We start from the raw sequence: 18361 nt of genomic DNA on the forward strand, positions 1-18361 counted from the left end.
GGCGCCAACGACCGAAAGTCGCTTCACCGCACAGGATTCGGGTCAAAGTGTTGTAAATACTGAACGCTGTCGCCATGATAACGGTCACTTTCCTCACAACCTGATTCCCTGGAGGCTCCAGCATTGGACGTCGGTGAACGACTGCAATCCATTCGTAAACTCAAAGGCCTTTCCCAGCGTGAACTCGCCAAGCGCGCGGGCGTCACCAACAGCACTATTTCGATGATCGAGAAGAACAGCGTCAGCCCCTCGATCAGCTCGCTGCGCAAGGTCCTTGGCGGGATTCCCATGTCCATGGTCGAGTTTTTCTCCGAGGAAATTCTTCAGGAGAAACCGACCCAGATCGTCTACAAAGCCAACGAACTGATCGACATCTCCGACGGTGCCGTGACCATGAAGCTGGTGGGCCGGGCGCATCCGAGCCGGGCGATCGCCTTCCTCAACGAGATCTATCCGCCGGGTGCCGATACCGGTGAAGAGATGCTCACCCATGAGGGCGAGGAAACCGGAATCCTGGTGGAAGGGCGGCTGGAATTGGTAGTTGGCGTCGAAACCTTCGTGCTCGAGGCTGGCGACAGCTACTATTTCGAAAGCACCAAGCCCCACCGTTTCCGTAATCCGTTCGACGTGCCGGCGCGACTGATCAGCGCAGCCACACCGGCCAATTTCTAGAAAAAACGGCGCCGGCCCCGCACGGCAAAGGCGCCCAGGGAATGCGTTGTCACTGCAAACAAGACCCTTGCGACTTTGGGGTTGTTTCAGTGTGACGGGCTTACCGCTATACTTGCGCCCGCCTGCAAACCGTGGCCGCAGGCGTGACTAGCCACCATTGAGGGTGTACGCGTGAACCTAATTATGAAAATGCTGGCTGCACCAGCAACCGTATTGGCCCTATGGGCAGTCAGTGCCCAAGCGGCGACCACCGACGAAATCGCCAAGCGCCTCGAACCCGTTGGCCAGGTCTGCGTCCAGGGGAAAGAATGCAAAGGTATGGAGGTTGCCACTGCCGCGGGCGGCGCTGGCGGTGCCAAGGCGCCGAAAGATATCATTGCCAAACATTGCAATGCTTGCCACGCTACCGGCCTGCTGGGTGCGCCGAAAATCGGTGACACGGCAGCCTGGAAAGAGCGCGCCGATCACCAGGGCGGCCTCGACGGCATCCTGGCCAAGGCCATTACCGGCATCAACGCCATGCCGCCAAAAGGCACCTGCGCCGATTGCTCGGATGAAGAGCTCAAGGGCGCCATCAAAGAGATGTCCGGCCTGTAATACGCCGATATCCCGCGCAAGAAAGCCGCTTACGAGCGGCTTTTTTGTGCCTGGGGTTTTTCCGGGGCTGTTCATCGCAACCAAGACCCGGCAAGCTCGGTCCAACCCACATTCATGGAATGTCCAGGAGGGTGCGATGGTGCAGTTGTGTTCAATCGAACAAGCGGTGGATGACGTGCTCGAGCGCTTGCCCGCGCATATTCATCTGGGCATGCCTCTGGGGCTGGGCAAACCCAACCTGTTCGCCAACGCGCTGTACCGGCGCATCGCACAACTGCCCGAGCGACAGTTGACCATCTACACGGCCCTGAGCCTGGGCCGGCCGAAACTGGGCGATGGCCTGCAGAAGCGCTTCCTCGAGCCCTTTATCGAACGAGTCTTCGGCGACTATCCCGAACTGGATTACCTGGCCGACCTGCATCAGGACAGCCTGCCACCCAACATACGGGTCGAGCAGTTCTTCATGCAGCCCGGCAGCCTGTTGCACAGCGCGTCGGCCCAGCAGAACTATGTCAGCAGCAACTACAGCCACGCGGCCCGGGATATCAACGCTGCCGGCTTGAACCTGGTGGCGCAATTGGTGGCGAGCGAGCCACAGCATCCGGATCGCCTGAGCCTGAGCTGCAACCCGGACATCACCCTCGACCTGCTGCCGATGATCGCCAAGCGCCGGGCCGCCGGAGAAACCATCCTCCTGGTCGGCCAGGTGCACAACGATTTGCCGTACATGCCGGGCGACGCGGAAGTCGGCATCGACACTTTCGACCTGTTGATCGACGAGAAGGACAGCCACACGTTGTTTTCCACGCCGAACATGCCGGTGGGCTTGCAGGACCATCTGATCGGCCTGCACGCCAGTACCCTGGTGCGCGATGGCGGGACGCTGCAGATCGGCATCGGCGCCATGGGCGATGCATTGACGGCGGCGCTGCTGGCGCGTCAGGCTGATAACGCCGGTTACCAGGCGTTGCTGGCGGACCTGAACCTTAGCCAGTGGGCGCAACTGATCGAGCGCGAGGGTGGGGTCGAGCCGTTTGCCAAAGGGCTGTACGGTTGCAGTGAAATGTTCGTCAACGGTTTGCTGGTGCTGGCCGAGGCCGGGATCATCCGGCGCAAGGTCTACCCCGACGAGCCGACCCAGGAACGGGCCAACGCCGGGACCCTCGACGAGGCGGCGCAACCCGATGGCATCTGCGTACACGGCGGATTCTTCCTCGGCCCGCGCAGTTTTTACGAGCGCCTGCGCGAGTTGCCGCAAAGCCGCCTCCGCGAATTCAACATGACCCGCATCAGTTACATCAACGAGCTGCACGGCCAGGAGCAACTCAAGCGCCTGCAGCGCCTCGATGCCCGTTTCATCAACACGGTCTTCACCATGACCCTGATGGGGGCCGGAGTGTCCGATCAGTTGGAAGACGGGCGGGTGCTCAGCGGCGTGGGCGGGCAGTACAACTTCGTTGCCCAGGGCCATGCGCTGGAGGGCGCGCGTTCGATCCTGCTGCTGCGCAGTTGGCGTGAGGCCGGGGGCGAGATCAGCTCGAACATCGTCTGGGAGTACGGCCATTGCACGATTCCGCGGCACTTGCGCGATATCGTGGTGACCGAATACGGCATCGCCGACCTGCGAGGCAAGACCGACGCCGATGTGATCGAGGCGTTGCTGAATATCAGCGATTCACGCTTCCAGCCCGGGCTGATCGAGCAGGCGCAAAGCGCCGGCAAGCTGCCGAAGAACTTCCGTCTCGATCCGCGGTTCGCCGACAACACATCGGAACGCTTGCAGGCGATCCAGGCGCGGCATCCGGCTCTGTTTCCCGAATACCCGCTGGGGTGTGATTTCGATGAGGTCGAGCGGGACCTGCTGCGGGCACTGAACTGGCTCAAGAGCAAGTTCAAGCTCACCGAGATCCTGGAACTGGGCAAGGCCGCCCTGGATGCGCCGGAGCCCTGGGAGTTTGCCGGGCACCTGGAGCGGATGCAGCTGGCCAGCCCTGAGGGGCTGAAGGAGGAGTTGGGCCAGCGGTTGCTGCTGGCGGGGCTCAAGGCGACTGCGCCATAACGGCGTGCACATTCCACTGTGGGAGCGAGCCTGCTCGCGATAGCGGAGTGTCTGTTACGCCAATGTGTCTGACAGACCGCTATCGCGAGCAGGCTCGCTCCCACAGGGTTGAATGAGTGATCAGTCGATGAAGGTCACAACCCCACCGGCCAGCGACTGCACCCGCGCCAACGATTCAACCCGGTAGCCCTGGGCATCGAGTTCCGCGCGACCGCCCTGGAATGACTTCTCAATCACGATCCCCAGCCCGGCGACGGTCGCGCCGGCCTGCTTGATGATGGAGATCAGCGCCTGGGAGGCTTTGCCGTTGGCCAGGAAGTCATCGATGATCAGCACCCGGTCGCTGCTGGTCAGGTGCCGCGGGCTGATGGCGACGGTGCTTTCGGTTTTCTTGGTGAACGAATACACGGTGGCCGACAGCAGGTTTTCCGTCAGGGTCAGGGACTGTTGCTTGCGGGCGAATATCACCGGTACGCCCAGGTTCAGCCCGGTCATGATCGCCGGGGCAATCCCTGAGGCTTCGATGGTGACGATCTTGGTGATGCCCGAGTCCTTGAACAACGCGGCAAATTCGTCGCCGATCAGCTTCATCAACTGCGGGTCGATCTGATGGTTCAGGAACGCGTCGACTTTCAGGACCTGATCGGAAAGCACGATGCCTTGCTCGCGGATTTTCTGGTACAGGGCTTCCATGAAGCCTCCTCTGGTGACGCCTTCGGCGTCTGGATTGGGTAAAAAGCGTGGTGAAAAGGAGTCGATTCTAACGCTTCAACATCGCGCGTATATCGGCCAGGGCACTGTTGCCGCGAACGACTTTGACTTCTGTCGGCGTGTCGTCGTTGCCTTCCCAGGCCAGGTCGTCCGGCGGCAGTTCATCGAGAAAGCGGCTGGGGGCGCAGTCGATCACTTCGCCGTATTGCTTGCGCTTGGCGGCGAAGGTGAAGGCCAGCGTCTGACGGGCTCGGGTAATCCCGACATAGGCCAGGCGCCGTTCTTCCTCGATGGTGTCGGCCTCGATGCTGGAGCGGTGCGGCAGGATTTCTTCTTCCATGCCCATGATGAATACATAGGGGAATTCCAGGCCCTTGGAGGCGTGCAGCGTCATCATCTGCACACCTTCGGCACCGTCCTCCTCTTCCTGCTGGCGCTCGAGCATGTCGCGCAGTACGAGTTTGCCGATGGCATCCTCGACCGTCATGTCGCCGTCTTCGTCTTTTTCCAGGGTGTTCTTCAACGCCTCGATCAGGAACCAGACGTTGCTCATGCGGTAGTCGGCAGCCTTGTCGCTGGAACTGTTGGTGCGCAGCCAGTTCTCGTAGTCGATGTCCATTACCATGCTGCGCAGCGCAGAAATCGGATCTTCCCCGGCGCACTGTTCGCGGACCTTATCCATGAAGCGCTTGAAGCGCGCCAGCCGGTCGGTGAAGCGGCTGTCCAGGTGCTCGCCCAGGCCGATTTCGTCGGTGGCGGCGTACATCGAGATTTTGCGTTCGGTGGCGTAGTTGCCGAGTTTTTCCAGGGTGGTCGAACCGATTTCCCGGCGCGGCACATTGATCACCCGCAGGAAGGCGTTGTCATCGTCCGGGTTCACGATCAGGCGGAAGTAGGCCATCAGGTCCTTCACTTCCTGGCGTCCGAAAAAGCTGTTGCCCCCCGACAGGCGATAAGGGATCTGGTGATGCTGCAGTTTCAGCTCGATCAGCTTGGCCTGGTAGTTGCCGCGGTACAGGATGGCAAAATCGCTGTACGGCCGGTCGGTGCGCAGGTGCAAGCTGAGGATTTCCATGGCCACGCGCTCGGCTTCGGCATCCTCGTTGCGGCAACGGATCACGCGGATCTCGTCGCCGTGACCCATCTCGCTCCACAGTTGCTTTTCGAACTCGTGGGGGTTGTTGGAGATCAACACGTTGGCGCAGCGCAGGATGCGGCTGGTGGAGCGGTAGTTCTGCTCCAGCATCACCACTTTGAGCGACGGATAGTCTTCCTTGAGCAACATCAGGTTTTCCGGCCGCGCGCCGCGCCAGGCATAGATCGACTGGTCGTCGTCGCCGACCACGGTGAACTGGTTGCGCGTACCGATCAGCAGCTTCACCAGCAAATACTGGCTGGCGTTGGTGTCCTGGTATTCGTCGACGAGCAGGTAGCGGACCTTGTTCTGCCATTTCTCGAGAATGTCGGCGTGGTCCTGGAACAGCTTGACCGGCAACAGGATCAGGTCGTCGAAGTCCACCGCGTTGAACGCCTTGAGCGTGCGCTGGTAGTGGGTGTAGACGATGGCGGCGGTCTGTTCCTTGGGGTTGCGGGCGTTTTCCAGGGCTTGTGGCGGCAGGATCAGGTCGTTTTTCCAGGCGCCGATCATGTTCTTGATCTCATCCACGCCGTCGTCGCCCGAGTACTCCTTCTGCATGATGTCAGTCATCAGGGCCTTGACGTCGGTCTCGTCGAAAATCGAGAAGCCCGGTTTGTAGCCCAGCCGCGCGTGTTCCTTGCGGATGATGTTCAGGCCCAGGTTGTGGAAGGTGCAGACCGTCAGGCCGCGGCCTTCGCCGGCGCGCAGCAGGCCGCCGACCCGTTCTTTCATTTCCCGGGCGGCCTTGTTGGTGAAGGTCATGGCGACGATGTACTGGGCGCGGATGCCACAATTCTGGATCAGGTGCGCGATCTTTCGGGTGATTACGCTGGTCTTGCCGGAGCCTGCACCGGCGAGCACCAAAAGAGGGCCGCCGACATAGTTCACGGCTTCTTGCTGCCGGGGATTGAGTCGGGACATGACAGAGTCAGGGAGTCGTTTGCGAAATGGGCCGGCATTTTAACAGGCTCTGAGAATTGTGCTGCTCTGTCCGACTTGTGACGCACAGTGCATTGTCATTTGCCGCTTCCGTTACTTTCACGCAGGATGTGGGGCCGATTGCGTCCTGCGCGGGATTTGGAGTGGAAAAAAACCACTGAAACCGCGTGTTTGAGAACCATTGGCATTGGTCATTGCTCATTGGCACGTCATAATGCCCGGCGCCACCACCTTGCAGAGTCTAGGGAGTCAGCTTGTCAACGCCTGTCGAACCCTTGCGTTTGCTGTTATTGGCCCAAGAGCCTGCGTGGTCAGCAATATTGCGCGAGTGCCTGGCGCCCTTGGGGCCCTCGGTCGTGTTGATCAGCGCCCCGAGCTGGGAGTCAGTCAGCAGCCTGTTCGAAGATAATCGCAACGCGGTGTTACTGACCATTGCGGCGTTGCAGCCGGCACCGGGCCGTTGCAGCCTGCCGACGATCCTGTTGCTTGAGCACGAGCCGGCGGTTGCCCCCGACGGCGTGAGCGACTGGTTGGTGCGTGATGTCCTCGACAGTGCGACCCTGCGTCGTTGCCTGCGCCATGTGCGCGAACGCGGCGTGCTGGAAAACACCTTGCAGCGCCTCGCCGAACAGGACCCATTGACGGGCATCGCCAATCGCCAGGGTTTCCAGACGCTGTTGGCGGCGCGCCTGGCGGAAAACGACGGCCGTGGCCTGGCGCTCGGTCACCTGGACCTGGACAACTTCCGTCACGCCAACGACGCCCTCGGCCACCAGGCCGGTGACCGCTTGATCCTGCAAGTGGTGTCACGGCTCAAAAGCTCGCTCGAGGCCGGCGATCAATTGGCGCGGTTGGGCAGCGATGAATTCGCCCTGCTGATCGACACCCGCCGCGCGCCACAGCGGGCCGAGTGGATGGCCGAGCGTATTACCGAAGCCTTGGCCGAACCCTATTGGGTGGACGGTGAAAGCCTGCTGATTGGCTGCAGCCTGGGCGTTGCCCACGCTCGCGCCCAGGCCGGCGCCGATCCGCTGATGTGGCACGCCCACATCGCCATGCAGCAGGCCAAGAGTACCCAGGGTTGTACCTTTCATATCTTCAACGAGCGCATCAATCGCAACGCCCGCAGCCTCGCCGACCTGGAAAGCGAACTGCGCCGGGCATTGCGCCGCGACGAGCTGGAGCTGCATTACCAGCCACGGCTGAACCTCGATGGCGGCCACATTGTTGGCCTCGAAGCGCTGGTACGCTGGCGTCACGGCGAACGTGGCTTACTGCCGCCGAGTGAGTTCGTGCCGCTGGCCGAACAGAGCGGCCTGATCGTGCCGCTGGGCTACTGGGTGATTTCCCGGGCACTGCGGGACATGCAGGCCCTGCGCGAGCGGGGGCTGGCGCCGTTGCACATGGCGGTCAACCTGTCGTTCCGACAGTTCCAGGACAGCCAGTTATTGCCGACCTTGAGCCGGCTGATTGCCGAGCGGGGTGTCGAGGCGCAATGGCTGGAGTTTGAACTCACCGAAACCGCCGTCATGCGCCGTAGCGAAATGGTCAAGCAGACCATGGATGCCCTGGGTCGCCTGGGGGTGCGCTTCTCCCTGGACGACTTCGGCACCGGGTTCTCTTCGTTCGTGCACCTCAATAGCCTGCCGATCGCCTTGCTCAAGATCGACAAGAGCTTCGTCGGCGGCATGGAACGGCGCGAAGAGAACCGAAAACTGGTGCACGCCATGATCAACCTGGCGCACAACCTCAATCTGGAAGTGGTGGCCGAAGGTGTGGAAACCCGGGAGCAACTGGACCTGCTACGCGGTTTCGGTTGCGACCAGGTGCAGGGTTTCCTGATCAGCAAGCCGTTGCCGTTGCCGGAGTTGGTTGAGTACTTGACGTTCGAGGGTGATCAGCAGTCGATGCTGGAAATCAGCTGACTCAAAACCCTGTGGGAGCGGGCTTGCTCGCGAAGGCGGTGGGTCAGTCGATATATTTCTGGCTGATACACCGCCTTCGCGAGCAAGCCCCACACATAGGGAAGCTCAGTCGGCTTGGATGCTTTCCAAACGCTTCAGCCCAGGTTCACTGCGAATCATCCGCGTCATCTTCCATTCAAACGCCAGCGTCAGGCTCACGGCCGCGCAGGCCAGCCCCAGGGCGAGGCCCCACCAGACGCCGGTCGGCCCCCAGTTCAGATGGAAGGCCATCCACCACGCCGCCGGCGCGCCGACCAGCCAATAGCAACCCAGGCCGACCAGAAAGGTGGTCTTGGCGTCCTTGAGGCCGCGAATGCAGCCCATGGCGATGGTTTGCGTGCCATCGAACAGTTCGAACCACGCCGCCACCGCGAGCAGGCTGACGGCCAGGTTGATGACCTCGCGAAACGCCGGGTCGTCGTGGTCCAGGAACAAGCCGATCAATTGATCGGGCAGCAACCAGAACACCATGGCGAACGTCAGCATGACGGCCGCGCCAAAGCCAATTCCAACCCGACCGGCCAGGCGCGCCATCAGCAGTTGCCCGGCACCATAGTGCTGGCCGATGCGCATGGTGATGGCGTAGGACATACCGGCCGGCACCATGAACGCCACCGAGACGATTTGCAGCGCGATCTGGTGGGCAGCCAACGGCGTGCTGCCCATGGTGCCGATGCACAGCGCGGCGAACGTAAACAGCCCGACCTCCACCGCGTAGGTGCCGCCAATCGGCAGGCCCAGGCGCCACAGTTCCTTGAGGTATTGGCGATTGGGCCGCGACAGGCCGTCGAGCAATGGATAGGCGCGGTAGGCCGGGTGCCGATGAATATGCCAGGCCAGCGCCAGGGCCATGCAGTTGGCGACGATGGCCGTGACCAGGCCGATCCCCATCAAGCCGAGTTTCGGCAGGCCGAACATACCGGTGATGAGCGCGTAGTTGAGCAGGAAGTTGGCCACCGTGCCGCCGAGACTGATCACCATGACCGGTGTGGCCCGGCCGATGGCGCTGGTGAAACCGCGCAGGGCCATGAAGCTCAAGTAGCCGGGCAGGGCGAATGGCAGCGCCAGCAGGAACTGTCCGGCGGACAGCACGTTGGTTTCGGTCTGGCCAAACATCAGCAGCACCGGCTTGAGGTTCCACAGCAGCAACCCGGCCATCAACGCCATCAACCAAGCCAGCCATAACCCGGCTTGGGTCAACCGGGTGGCGCCTTCGACATCGCCTGCGCCCTGGCGGATCGCGACCAGGGTGCCGACTGCGGCGATCACGCCGATGCAGAAGATCGACACGAACGAGTAGGTGGCCGCCCCGAGCCCGCCGCCGGCCAGGGCTTCGGGGCTCAGGCGCGCCATCATGAGGGTGTCGGTGAGCACCATCAGCATGTGCGCCAACTGCGAGGCAATCAACGGCCCCGCCAGCCGCAGGATGGCCCAGAGTTCGGTACGCACCGGATGCCGCATGATCATCACGCTCCATGTTCAAACAAGGCAGTAAAGCAGCGATTCTCGGCGCTCTCGGCGGATTGCACAAAGGGATAAAAAAGATCGCTGGCATGATTAAAACTCATGCTGAACGTGTTTCTGGTAGGGTTTGCAAATAACGCCATGGAGCTTTTGCGATGCCCCGTCGTCTTCCTCCTCTTTATGCGCTGCGGGCATTCGAAGCCGCGGCGCGCTACAGCTCGTTCACCCGGGCCGCTGAAGAGCTGTCGATCACCCAGAGCGCCGTCAGCCGGCACATTCGCACGCTGGAAGATCACTTTGCCTGTCGGCTGTTCCTGCGCAGCGGCCGCAACCTGCAATTGACCGAGGCGGCGCGCTTGCTGTTGCCGGGCGTACGTGAGGGCTTCATGGCGCTGGAGCGGGCCTGCCACACCTTGTGTGGCGAGGATGGCATTCTGCGCATGAAAGCGCCTTCCACGCTGACCATGCGCTGGTTGTTGGCGCGCTTGAGTCGCTTCCGGCATTTGCAGCCCGGCAACGAGGTGCAACTGACCAGTGCCTGGATGGACATCGACTCGGTGGACTTCAACGTCGAGCCTTTCGATTGCGCCGTATTGCTGGGCAGCGGGCATTTTCCGGCGGACTGGGAAGCCAGTTTGCTGTTTTCCGAGGAGTTGATTCCGGTGGGCGCGCCGAATCTGTTGAATGATCAGCCTTGGGATGTGGCGCGGTTGGCCAGCACCGAACTGCTGCACCCCACGCCCGATCGCCGGGACTGGCGTAATTGGCTGCAACGCATGGGGCTGTCCGACAAGGTCTCGCTCAAGGGAGGGCAGGTGTTCGATACCCTGGAGCTGGGCATGATCGCGGCGGCACGTGGCTATGGGATCTCCATGGGCGACCTGTTGATGGTGGCCGAGGATGTCGCCCAGGGACGCCTGAGCCTACCATGGCCGACGGCTGTCGCCAGCGGTGAACACTATTACCTGGTCTGGCCGAAAACCCGGCCGGGAGGTGAACGTTTGCGCCGGCTCAGCGACTTCCTCCAAGGTGAGGTGAAGGCCATGCAATTACCCGACGTGCAGCGTCTGGGCTGAAACGTTGCAGTTGGAATGATGGCTAATTAACATTAATCCTTCCAGGCCGCTCAAGTATTTGGCTTTGCCGCCGAAGCCGTGAAGATGGAACCTTCGTTCAGAAAGGCTAACTTACCTCACCGAATAAGATGCCGAGTGTGCGAGCGTGATCAGGATGATCCAGTCTCTCGGCCAGGAGCCGTCATGTCTCAACCCCGTGCCCGGATCGCCTCACAACTAGGCCTTGCCCTCGCTGTGATATTGGCGGTCGTGATCTCCGGCAGTACCGTCTTCGCCCTACGTTCGCTGGACGCTGCCAACCTCATCACCCGCGAAGAGCACCTGGCCAGCGAAGCGCGCCTGATGGCCGATCAGCTCAATACCTTCCACAGCACCCTGCGTGAGAGCACCCAGCGGTTGGCCGGACTGTTCGAACAGCGCTTCAGCGCTGGCCTGAACGTGCATCCAGACCAGCCCGTGACGGTGGCGGGTGTACAAACCCCAGGCTTGAGCCTGGGCAGTGAAGTGTTGAACAACAACTTCAAGGAAGTTGATGAGTTCAAGCACATGACCGCCGGGGTGGCGACGGTCTTCGTGCGTAACGGCGACGACTTTATCCGCGTCAGCACGTCATTGGCCAAGCAGGACGGTACGCGGGCCATTGGTACCGTGCTCGACCGCGCCGGGCCTGCCTACGGTCCGGTGATCAGCGGGCAGAGCTACATTGGCCGAGCCTTGCTTTTCGGACGCTTCTACATGTCGCAGTACACGCCCGTACGCGACAGCAGCGGCAAGATCATTGCCGTGCTGTACGTAGGCTTCGACTACACCGATGCGCAGAACGCGCAGTTCGAGAACCTCAAGCGCTTCCGCATTGGCCAGACCGGTTCGTTGGCCCTGCTGGACGAACAAAACAAGTGGCTGGTGCCGCCGGCCGGCGTGCAGGCACTGGACCAGGCGAGCGCGACCATCGTTGGCCTGGTCAAGAAACCGGGCAAGGGCGCCTTCTGGAGCGATACCGCCGAAGATTTCTACAGCGTTGCCGTACCGTTCGAAGATGGGCCGTGGGCGGTGGTGGCGAGCATGCCGAAAACCGAGATTCGCGCCGTGACCTGGAGCGTCGGTACGCAATTGGCCATTGGCAGCCTGCTGGCGATGTTGTTGGCGGTCGGCTCGGCAATGTGGTTGCTGCGCAGCAAACTGGCGCCGCTTGGGGACCTGGTACGCCAGGCCGAAGCCTTGGGCGCCGGCGACCTGAGCGTGCGCCTGAATGTGTCGAGCCATGATGAGATCGGTCAGTTGGCCCGTGCTTTCAACCAGATGAGCCAGGCCTTGTCGACCATGGTCGAGCACATCCGCAAGGCCTCCCAGGAGGTCAACAGCCGTGCCCAGGCGCTGTCCGGGTTGTCCGGCGGGGCGTATGAAGGCATGGAGCAGCAATCCGGCGAAATCACCAGCATGGCCGGCGCAGTGGAGGAGTTCAGCGCAACCTCGTTGAACATTGCCGACAACATGGGCAACACCGAACGCCTGGCCCAGGAAAACGCCCAGCAAACCCGCATTGGCCGGACCTCGATGGACGAAGCATCGTCGTCCCTGGAGCAAATTGCCGGCGCGCTGAACAGCACCGCCACGGTCATCAATACCTTGGGTCAGCGTTCCCAGGAGATCGGCGGCATCGTGGGGGTCATTACCTCGATCGCCGAGCAGACCAACCTGCTAGCCTTGAACGCCGCCATCGAAGCTGCCCGCGCAGGCGAGCAGGGCCGTGGTTTCGCCGTGGTGGCCGATGAAGTCCGCAGTCTGGCTTCCCGCACCCGCCAGGCCACTGACGAAATTTCCAGCATGATCAACAGCATCCAGCAGGAAACCGGCAATGCCGTCAGCACGATGGAGCAGGGCAACCTGTTAATGCAGGAAGGCCTGTCGCGCAACGCCAACGTGGCCACGGCCCTGGCGCGCATCGACGAGCAAAGCCGCTCGGCGGGCCAGCAGTTTGCGGCGATCACCACCGCCACCCAGGAACAAAGCAGCACCGCGACCCTGCTCAGCAGCAACCTGCAAAGCATCGCCATGGCCAACAGCGAACAGCGCCAAGTAGTCTCGAACCTGGCACTCACCGCCAAGGAACTGGAAAAACTGGCCCAGGACCTGCGCCAAGAGGTTGATCGGTTCCGCTGAGGCTTCTGTGACCTGCGCGTGCAAGCTCCCCCCCCCGAGATTAGGGTGGTGGGCTTGCTCGCGAAGGCTGCTTTCCAGCCACGTCTCTGCCCACTGACCCACCGCTTTCGCGAGCAAGCCCGCTCCCATAGAAGCTGCCACTCTGGAGTCACTCCCTTTTTAGGGAATTTGCTGTTTTTAAGCTTGCTGAAACGTTTCTTCAAGTCTATAAAAACCGCACAACTCCAATAAAGGTCGTGACCATGACTCCGCTCAAACTCCTCATCACCCTTGGCGCCTTGGGCGCTGCCTCCCAGGCGATGGCTTGGGATTACGTCCTGCTGGATACGGACAAAGCCGCCCAACCCTGGCAAATCACCAGCCAGCAACTCGGCGTGAAGACCGACAAGCCCTTTTCCGTGACGATGCGCACCCTGCACGGCGGTCGGCAGGAAGGCGTCAGTGTGGTCGACATCGACAACGGCACCCTGAAGCTTTCGGTCGTCCCGACCCGTGGCATGAATGTGCTGCAGGCGTCAGTCGGTGATGTGCGCATGGGTTGGGATTCTCCGGTCAAGGAAGTGGTCAACCCGGCGTTCATCGAGCTCAACGGCCGAGGCGGCTTGGGTTGGCTCGAAGGCTTCAACGAGCTGGTCACCCGCTGCGGCTACGAATGGGTCGGCCATCCCGGCATGGACAATGGCGAGCTGCTGACCCTGCATGGTCGCGCTGCCAACATTCCTGCCAACAAAGTCACTTTGCACATCGATGAAAAACCACCCTACGCCATCACCCTGCGGGGCGAGTTGAAGGAGCAGGCGTTCAAGAAGGTCGATTTCTCGGTGCAGACCGAACTGGTCACCGAGCCCGGCAGCGTAACGTTCGCGCTCAGCGATACGCTGACCAACAACGGCGATTATCCGAAGGAATACCAAGCGCTCTACCACAGCAACTTCAGTACACCGTTCCTGGAGCAGGGCGCTCGTTTCGCGGCACCGGTCAAGCAGATCTCGCCGTTCAACGACAAGGCCAAGGGTGATTTGTCCGATTGGCAAACCTACCGGGGCCCCACCAAGGATTACGACGAAACCGTCTATAACGTCGTGCCATACGCTGACGCCAAGGGCGACACCCTCACCGTGCTGCACAACAAGGCCGGTAGCCTCGGTGTGTCGGTGGGCTTCAACACCAGCACGCTTCCGGTGTTCTCCCTGTGGAAAAACACCGACACCCAAGGCCAGGGCTACGTGACCGGGTTGGAGCCAGGCACCAGTTTTTCCTATAACCGCCGGTATCAGCGCCCCCTGGGACTGGTCCCCACCATTGCGCCGAAAGAGCACAAGCAGTTCCAGATCCACTACAGCCTGTTGGCGGACAAGGGCGCTGTGGATAAGGCGCTCAAGCGCATCGACGCCATTCAGAACGGTCAGAAAACCGAAGTCCGGGAAACACCGTTGGTGGACCTGAGCAAACCATAAGGCGGTTCAGGGGCTAGTCGGCCGATACTGCAATGCTTCGGCCAGATGCTCGCGGCGGATGCACCCCGCTTGCTCCAGGTCTGCCAGTGTCCGGGCGACCTTGAGCAAGCGGTGGGCGGCGCGCAACGACAGGGTCAGCCGTTCGCAGGCGGTTTCCAGCCAGGATTCATCGGTTGTGGATAACTTGCAATGCTGACGCAACCCCGGCAGATCGAGGAAGGCGTTGGCGCAGCCCTGGCGCTTGTGCTGGCGCTCCCGGGCCTCGGCCACCTGCTCGGCGACCGTGGCGGTATCGTCCCCGGTTTCGCGCTTGGGGTTCAACGCCGTGGCTTCCCGGGCGACGGTCAGGTGCAGATCGATGCGGTCCAGCAGCGGGCCGGAGAGTTTGTTGCGGTAGCGCTGCACCATGTCCGGTGTACAGCAGCAACGGCCGCTGGGTTCGCCAAGATATCCACAGGGGCAGGGATTCATCGCTGCCACTAACTGGAAACGAGCCGGAAAACGCACCCGGTCACGGGCGCGAGAAACCACGATGTGCCCAGACTCCAGCGGCTCTCTCAAGACCTCCAGTACCCTACGGTCGAATTCCGGCAGTTCATCCAGAAACAGCACGCCATGGTGGGCGAGGGTGATCTCCCCCGGTTGCGGTTTTGACCCGCCACCCACCAGCGCCGGGCCGGACGCCGAGTGGTGCGGCTGGCGAAACGGACGCTGCGGCCAATGGCTCAACGGCACGCAACTGGCCACCGACTGAATGGCCGCGACCTCCAGGGCCTCACTCTCGGCCAGGGGTGGCAACAGCCCCGGCAGGCGGCTCGCCAGCAGTGTCTTGCCGGTGCCCGGTGGGCCACTGAACAACAGGTTATGAGCCCCCGCGGCGGCAATCAGCAAGGCCCGCTTGGCCCCGGCCTGGCCTTGTACTTCGTTCAAGTCGGGATAGGGCTTGCTGGCCGAAAGCAGCCCATTGGAAACGAAAGGCTCGACCGGCGTGTGCCCATTGAAGTGCGCCACCGCTTCGAGCAGGTGGTCCACGGCAATCACCTTCAGCCCCGAGGCCAGGCAGGCCTCCTCGGCATTGGCCCGCGGCACCACCAGCATGCGCCCGGCCTTGCGCGCCGCCAGCGCCGCGGGCAATACCCCGCGCACCGGTCGTACCGCGCCGGACAATGCCAGTTCACCGAGGCATTCCACGTTGTCCAGGGTCAGGGTTGGCACCTGCACGCTGGCCGACAGGATCCCCAAGGCGATGGCCAGGTCGAAGCGTCCGCCGTCCTTTGGCAGGTCCGCTGGCGCCAGGTTTAGGGTGATGCGCCGAGCCGGGAAGTTCAGCCCCGAATTGATGATCGCGCTGCGCACTCGATCCTTGCTTTCCTTCACCGCCGCCTCCGGCAGACCAACCATCGTCAGCGACGGCAAGCCATTGGCCAGGTGGACTTCAACGGTAACGGCAGGAGCCTCGACCCCTACTTGGGCGCGGCTGTGGACGATGGCAAGCGACATGAATCATTCCTTGAGTGAATAGGGCGCCGCATCCTGCGGCTCTGGAAGGTTAGTCGTGGGGATGAACTTGGGCGCGGCAATTGAAGGGAGAAGTTTTTGGCAGGATGTTTCGACAATGGGTGGCAGCCGAGGGGGGCCAAGCGCGATGCGGTAGCGGATATCGCCGCCTCACCTGACCACCCAAAATGCCCGGGAAGGACCCTCTGCTAGACTGCGATTTGCCCAGTCGGCACTTGGCGGTATCAACGGCACAACGAGGAAGTGGCCATGAACGATCTGCTGGCTCTGTTAACCGACAAGCGCTTCATGCCCCATGGACATTGCTACATGTGGCGCCCGGATCTGCTGTGGACCAACGTGATCGCCGACAGCTTGATCGCCCTGTCCTATGTCACCATCCCCTTCACGCTCCTGTACTTTATCCACAAGCGCAAGGACGTGCCGTTTGACTGGATGCTGGCGGCTTTTGGTGTGTTTATCCTGGCCTGCGGGACCAGCCATGTGATGGAAATCCTGACCATCTGGCAGCCTTATTACTGGCTGATGGCGCTGGTCAAGGTGATCACTGCGATTGCCTCGGTGATTACCGCCATCCTGCTGGTCCGGTTGGTGCCGACGGCCCTGAGAATTCCCAGCCCGCAACAGTTGGCCAAGGTCAACGACGAGTTGCGCGAGGCGCAAGCCGAACTGGTCACCACCGCGCGCCGCGCCGGCATGGCGGAGATTGCCACCAATGTGCTGCACAACGTGGGCAATGTGCTCAACAGCGTCAATGTGTCAGCCCAGGTCCTGTACGAGAAGGTGCACACCTCCAAGGGGCCAGCGGTGGCCAAGGTCGCCCAGTTGATGAAGGAGCATCCCGATGACCTCGGTGACTTCATCAGCAGCGACCCGAAAGGTCGCGCGCTACCCGACTATCTCGACAAGCTGGCCGACGCGTTGGCCGTCGAGCAGCAGGGCATGATCGCCGAGTTGGCGCAGTTGACCCGCAGAATCGACCACATCAAGGAAATCGTCGCCACCCAGCAATCCTATGCCGGCAACGCCAGCGTGTTGGAGCTGGGCTCGTTGCGAGAGCTGCTCGAGGATGTCGTGCGCATTTGCGATGTGTCCCTGGCCCGTCACCACATCACGCTGATCAAGGCGTTCAGCGATATCCCGCAAATGCCGCTGGACAAGCACCGAGTGCTACAGATCCTGGTCAATCTGATCAACAACGCCAAGCAGGCGCTGGACGCGGGTGCGAACCGACCGCCGCAGATCATTCTGCGCCTGAAGGCCGTTAATGACAGGCGCGTGCGGGTTGAGGTCGAGGACAATGGCGAGGGGATATCGCAGGACAATCTTGCGCGGGTGTTCGAGCATGGCTTCACCACGCGCCCCGAAGGCCATGGTTTTGGCCTGCACAGTTGCATTCTGGCTGCGCACGAGATGGGCGGCGATCTGACCGTGCAGAGCGCCGGGCCGGGCAGGGGCGCGCTGTTTATCCTGGAGCTGCCGCTCGTACTGACCCCGGACCCCTCTCGGCGGGTGGCGGATGGTTGAGCGGCCTGCCTTGGCTTTATCGCGTGAGCCCCATGACGTGGGGCTCAGGCTGCCAGGTTGAGGCTATTCCTGGGGCGGAGCCAGTCGCGCTTCCAACTCCGCAACCTTGGCCTCCAGGCTTTCGAGTCGTGCCCGGGTCCGGGCCAGCACTACCATCTGGCTGTCGAATTCTTCCCGGCTGACCAGGTCCAGTTTGCTGAAGCCGCTTTGCAGCAGGGCCTTGAACTGGTTTTCGATTTCGCTTTTGGGCAGCGGCGTGTCGCCACTCAAGATGCGGGAGGCGTGGCCGCTCAGGGCGTCGAGGAGATCTTTGGGCGCGAGCATGTGCAGGTGTCCTGAAAACAATGGCGGGCAGTGTATCACGCAGTGTCTATAGTCAATTCGCAAGCAAGGGATGCACGCTTTTCGCGCATGGGGGCGGGCGCCGCTGCACTGTTGTTGTGCGTATCGCAGCGGTTCATGGCGCAATGCACGTTGAGCAGGTGGCCAAGAGACTGATATCAGAGGGTTTGGGTGCAGATGGCAAGGTTTCTGCTTAGAGGCTGATGACCCATGCACTGATGCAGTCGCTGTGACGAATGCAGTGCAGCAGGCGGAACGGGGAGTTTCGTCAGGATCGGTTAACTGGCACCTGTCGGGCAACTTGGGCCGACGACGCGTTACAAAGCCAGGCACTGCGCTTAGACTTGAGTCGGGTTTGTTTTCCTGGGGCAAGTCCACCAATTCGGGAGAAAGTTTCATGAAGCTAGTCACTGCCATCATCAAGCCGTTCAAGTTGGACGACGTGCGCGAGTCGTTGTCCGAGATCGGCGTGCAGGGCATTACCGTTACTGAGGTCAAAGGCTTCGGTCGGCAGAAAGGTCACACCGAGCTGTATCGCGGCGCGGAATACGTGGTCGATTTCCTGCCCAAGGTGAAGATCGATGTCGCCATTGACGACAAGGATCTTGATCGGGTGATCGAGGCAATCACCAAGGCCGCCAACACCGGCAAGATCGGTGACGGGAAGATCTTTGTGGTCAATCTGGAACAGGCTATCCGCATCCGTACCGGCGAAACCGATACCGACGCCATCTAAG

Annotated in this window: 14 protein-coding genes; 9 read left to right on the forward strand and 5 right to left on the reverse strand. The window is 61.6% G+C overall.

The window, feature by feature from the left end; genetic code table 11:
• The first annotated feature begins 123 nt into the window (after positions 1-123).
• From AACY31_RS08165 to AACY31_RS08175, 3 genes are all read left to right on the forward strand, one after another.
• Complete coding sequence (locus AACY31_RS08165; RefSeq protein WP_003206841.1) at positions 124-672, forward strand: cupin domain-containing protein; 549 nt, start codon at positions 124-126, stop codon at positions 670-672.
• A 183-nt stretch (positions 673-855) separates the two neighbouring features.
• On the forward strand, positions 856-1269 hold the full coding sequence (locus AACY31_RS08170; protein ID WP_339504346.1) for a c-type cytochrome: 414 nt from the start codon (positions 856-858) through the stop codon (positions 1267-1269).
• 136 nt (positions 1270-1405) lie between these two features.
• Positions 1406-3328: an acetyl-CoA hydrolase/transferase C-terminal domain-containing protein gene (locus AACY31_RS08175; protein ID WP_339491580.1), complete on the forward strand. Its 1923-nt coding sequence runs from the start codon at positions 1406-1408 to the stop codon at positions 3326-3328.
• Between the two features lie 120 nt (positions 3329-3448).
• Here AACY31_RS08175 and AACY31_RS08180 read toward each other — a convergent pair whose 3' ends face one another.
• Complete coding sequence (locus tag AACY31_RS08180) at positions 3449-4021, reverse strand: xanthine phosphoribosyltransferase (protein WP_339504313.1); 573 nt, start codon at positions 4019-4021, stop codon at positions 3449-3451.
• Between the two features lie 67 nt (positions 4022-4088).
• Positions 4089-6098 (reverse strand): DNA helicase Rep, encoded by a 2010-nt coding sequence (rep, locus tag AACY31_RS08185; RefSeq protein ID WP_339479615.1) that lies wholly within the window; start codon positions 6096-6098, stop codon positions 4089-4091.
• A gap of 272 nt (positions 6099-6370) precedes the next feature.
• Between rep and AACY31_RS08190 the strand changes: the two genes are divergently transcribed.
• Positions 6371-8041 (forward strand): putative bifunctional diguanylate cyclase/phosphodiesterase, encoded by a 1671-nt coding sequence (locus AACY31_RS08190; protein ID WP_339479614.1) that lies wholly within the window; start codon positions 6371-6373, stop codon positions 8039-8041.
• A 105-nt stretch (positions 8042-8146) separates the two neighbouring features.
• Here AACY31_RS08190 and AACY31_RS08195 read toward each other — a convergent pair whose 3' ends face one another.
• Positions 8147-9541: a NorM family multidrug efflux MATE transporter gene (locus AACY31_RS08195; RefSeq protein WP_339504348.1), complete on the reverse strand. Its 1395-nt coding sequence runs from the start codon at positions 9539-9541 to the stop codon at positions 8147-8149.
• A 158-nt stretch (positions 9542-9699) separates the two neighbouring features.
• Here AACY31_RS08195 and AACY31_RS08200 point away from each other — a divergent pair, with 158 nt between their 5' ends.
• The 3 genes from AACY31_RS08200 (at position 9700) to AACY31_RS08210 (ending at position 14237) form a co-directional block, all read left to right on the forward strand.
• Positions 9700-10620: a LysR substrate-binding domain-containing protein gene (locus AACY31_RS08200; RefSeq protein WP_339479612.1), complete on the forward strand. Its 921-nt coding sequence runs from the start codon at positions 9700-9702 to the stop codon at positions 10618-10620.
• 183 nt (positions 10621-10803) lie between these two features.
• Positions 10804-12780 carry a methyl-accepting chemotaxis protein gene (locus AACY31_RS08205; protein WP_339504314.1) on the forward strand — a complete coding sequence of 659 codons (1977 nt, stop codon included), beginning with the start codon at positions 10804-10806 and terminating at the stop codon, positions 12778-12780.
• A gap of 242 nt (positions 12781-13022) precedes the next feature.
• Entirely contained in the window at positions 13023-14237 is a 1215-nt protein-coding gene (locus AACY31_RS08210; protein ID WP_339479609.1) for an aldose 1-epimerase family protein, read from the forward strand.
• A 6-nt stretch (positions 14238-14243) separates the two neighbouring features.
• Here AACY31_RS08210 and AACY31_RS08215 read toward each other — a convergent pair whose 3' ends face one another.
• Positions 14244-15737: a YifB family Mg chelatase-like AAA ATPase gene (locus AACY31_RS08215; protein WP_339491583.1), complete on the reverse strand. Its 1494-nt coding sequence runs from the start codon at positions 15735-15737 to the stop codon at positions 14244-14246.
• 267 nt (positions 15738-16004) lie between these two features.
• Between AACY31_RS08215 and AACY31_RS08220 the strand changes: the two genes are divergently transcribed.
• Entirely contained in the window at positions 16005-17282 is a 1278-nt protein-coding gene (locus AACY31_RS08220) for a sensor histidine kinase (protein ID WP_339479605.1), read from the forward strand.
• Between the two features lie 63 nt (positions 17283-17345).
• On the opposite strand, the gene AACY31_RS08225 is transcribed toward AACY31_RS08220, so the two are convergent.
• Entirely contained in the window at positions 17346-17606 is a 261-nt protein-coding gene (locus AACY31_RS08225) for an accessory factor UbiK family protein (RefSeq protein WP_339479604.1), read from the reverse strand.
• 415 nt (positions 17607-18021) lie between these two features.
• Between AACY31_RS08225 and glnK the strand changes: the two genes are divergently transcribed.
• Positions 18022-18360, forward strand: a complete 339-nt coding sequence (gene glnK / locus AACY31_RS08230) for a P-II family nitrogen regulator (RefSeq protein ID WP_002555808.1) — start codon at positions 18022-18024, stop codon at positions 18358-18360.
• The last annotated feature ends 1 nt before the right edge of the window (position 18361 follow it).

The sequence above is a fragment of the Pseudomonas sp. RL_105y_Pfl2_101 genome (assembly GCF_963970585.1).
In the GTDB taxonomy this organism is placed as follows: domain Bacteria; phylum Pseudomonadota; class Gammaproteobacteria; order Pseudomonadales; family Pseudomonadaceae; genus Aquipseudomonas.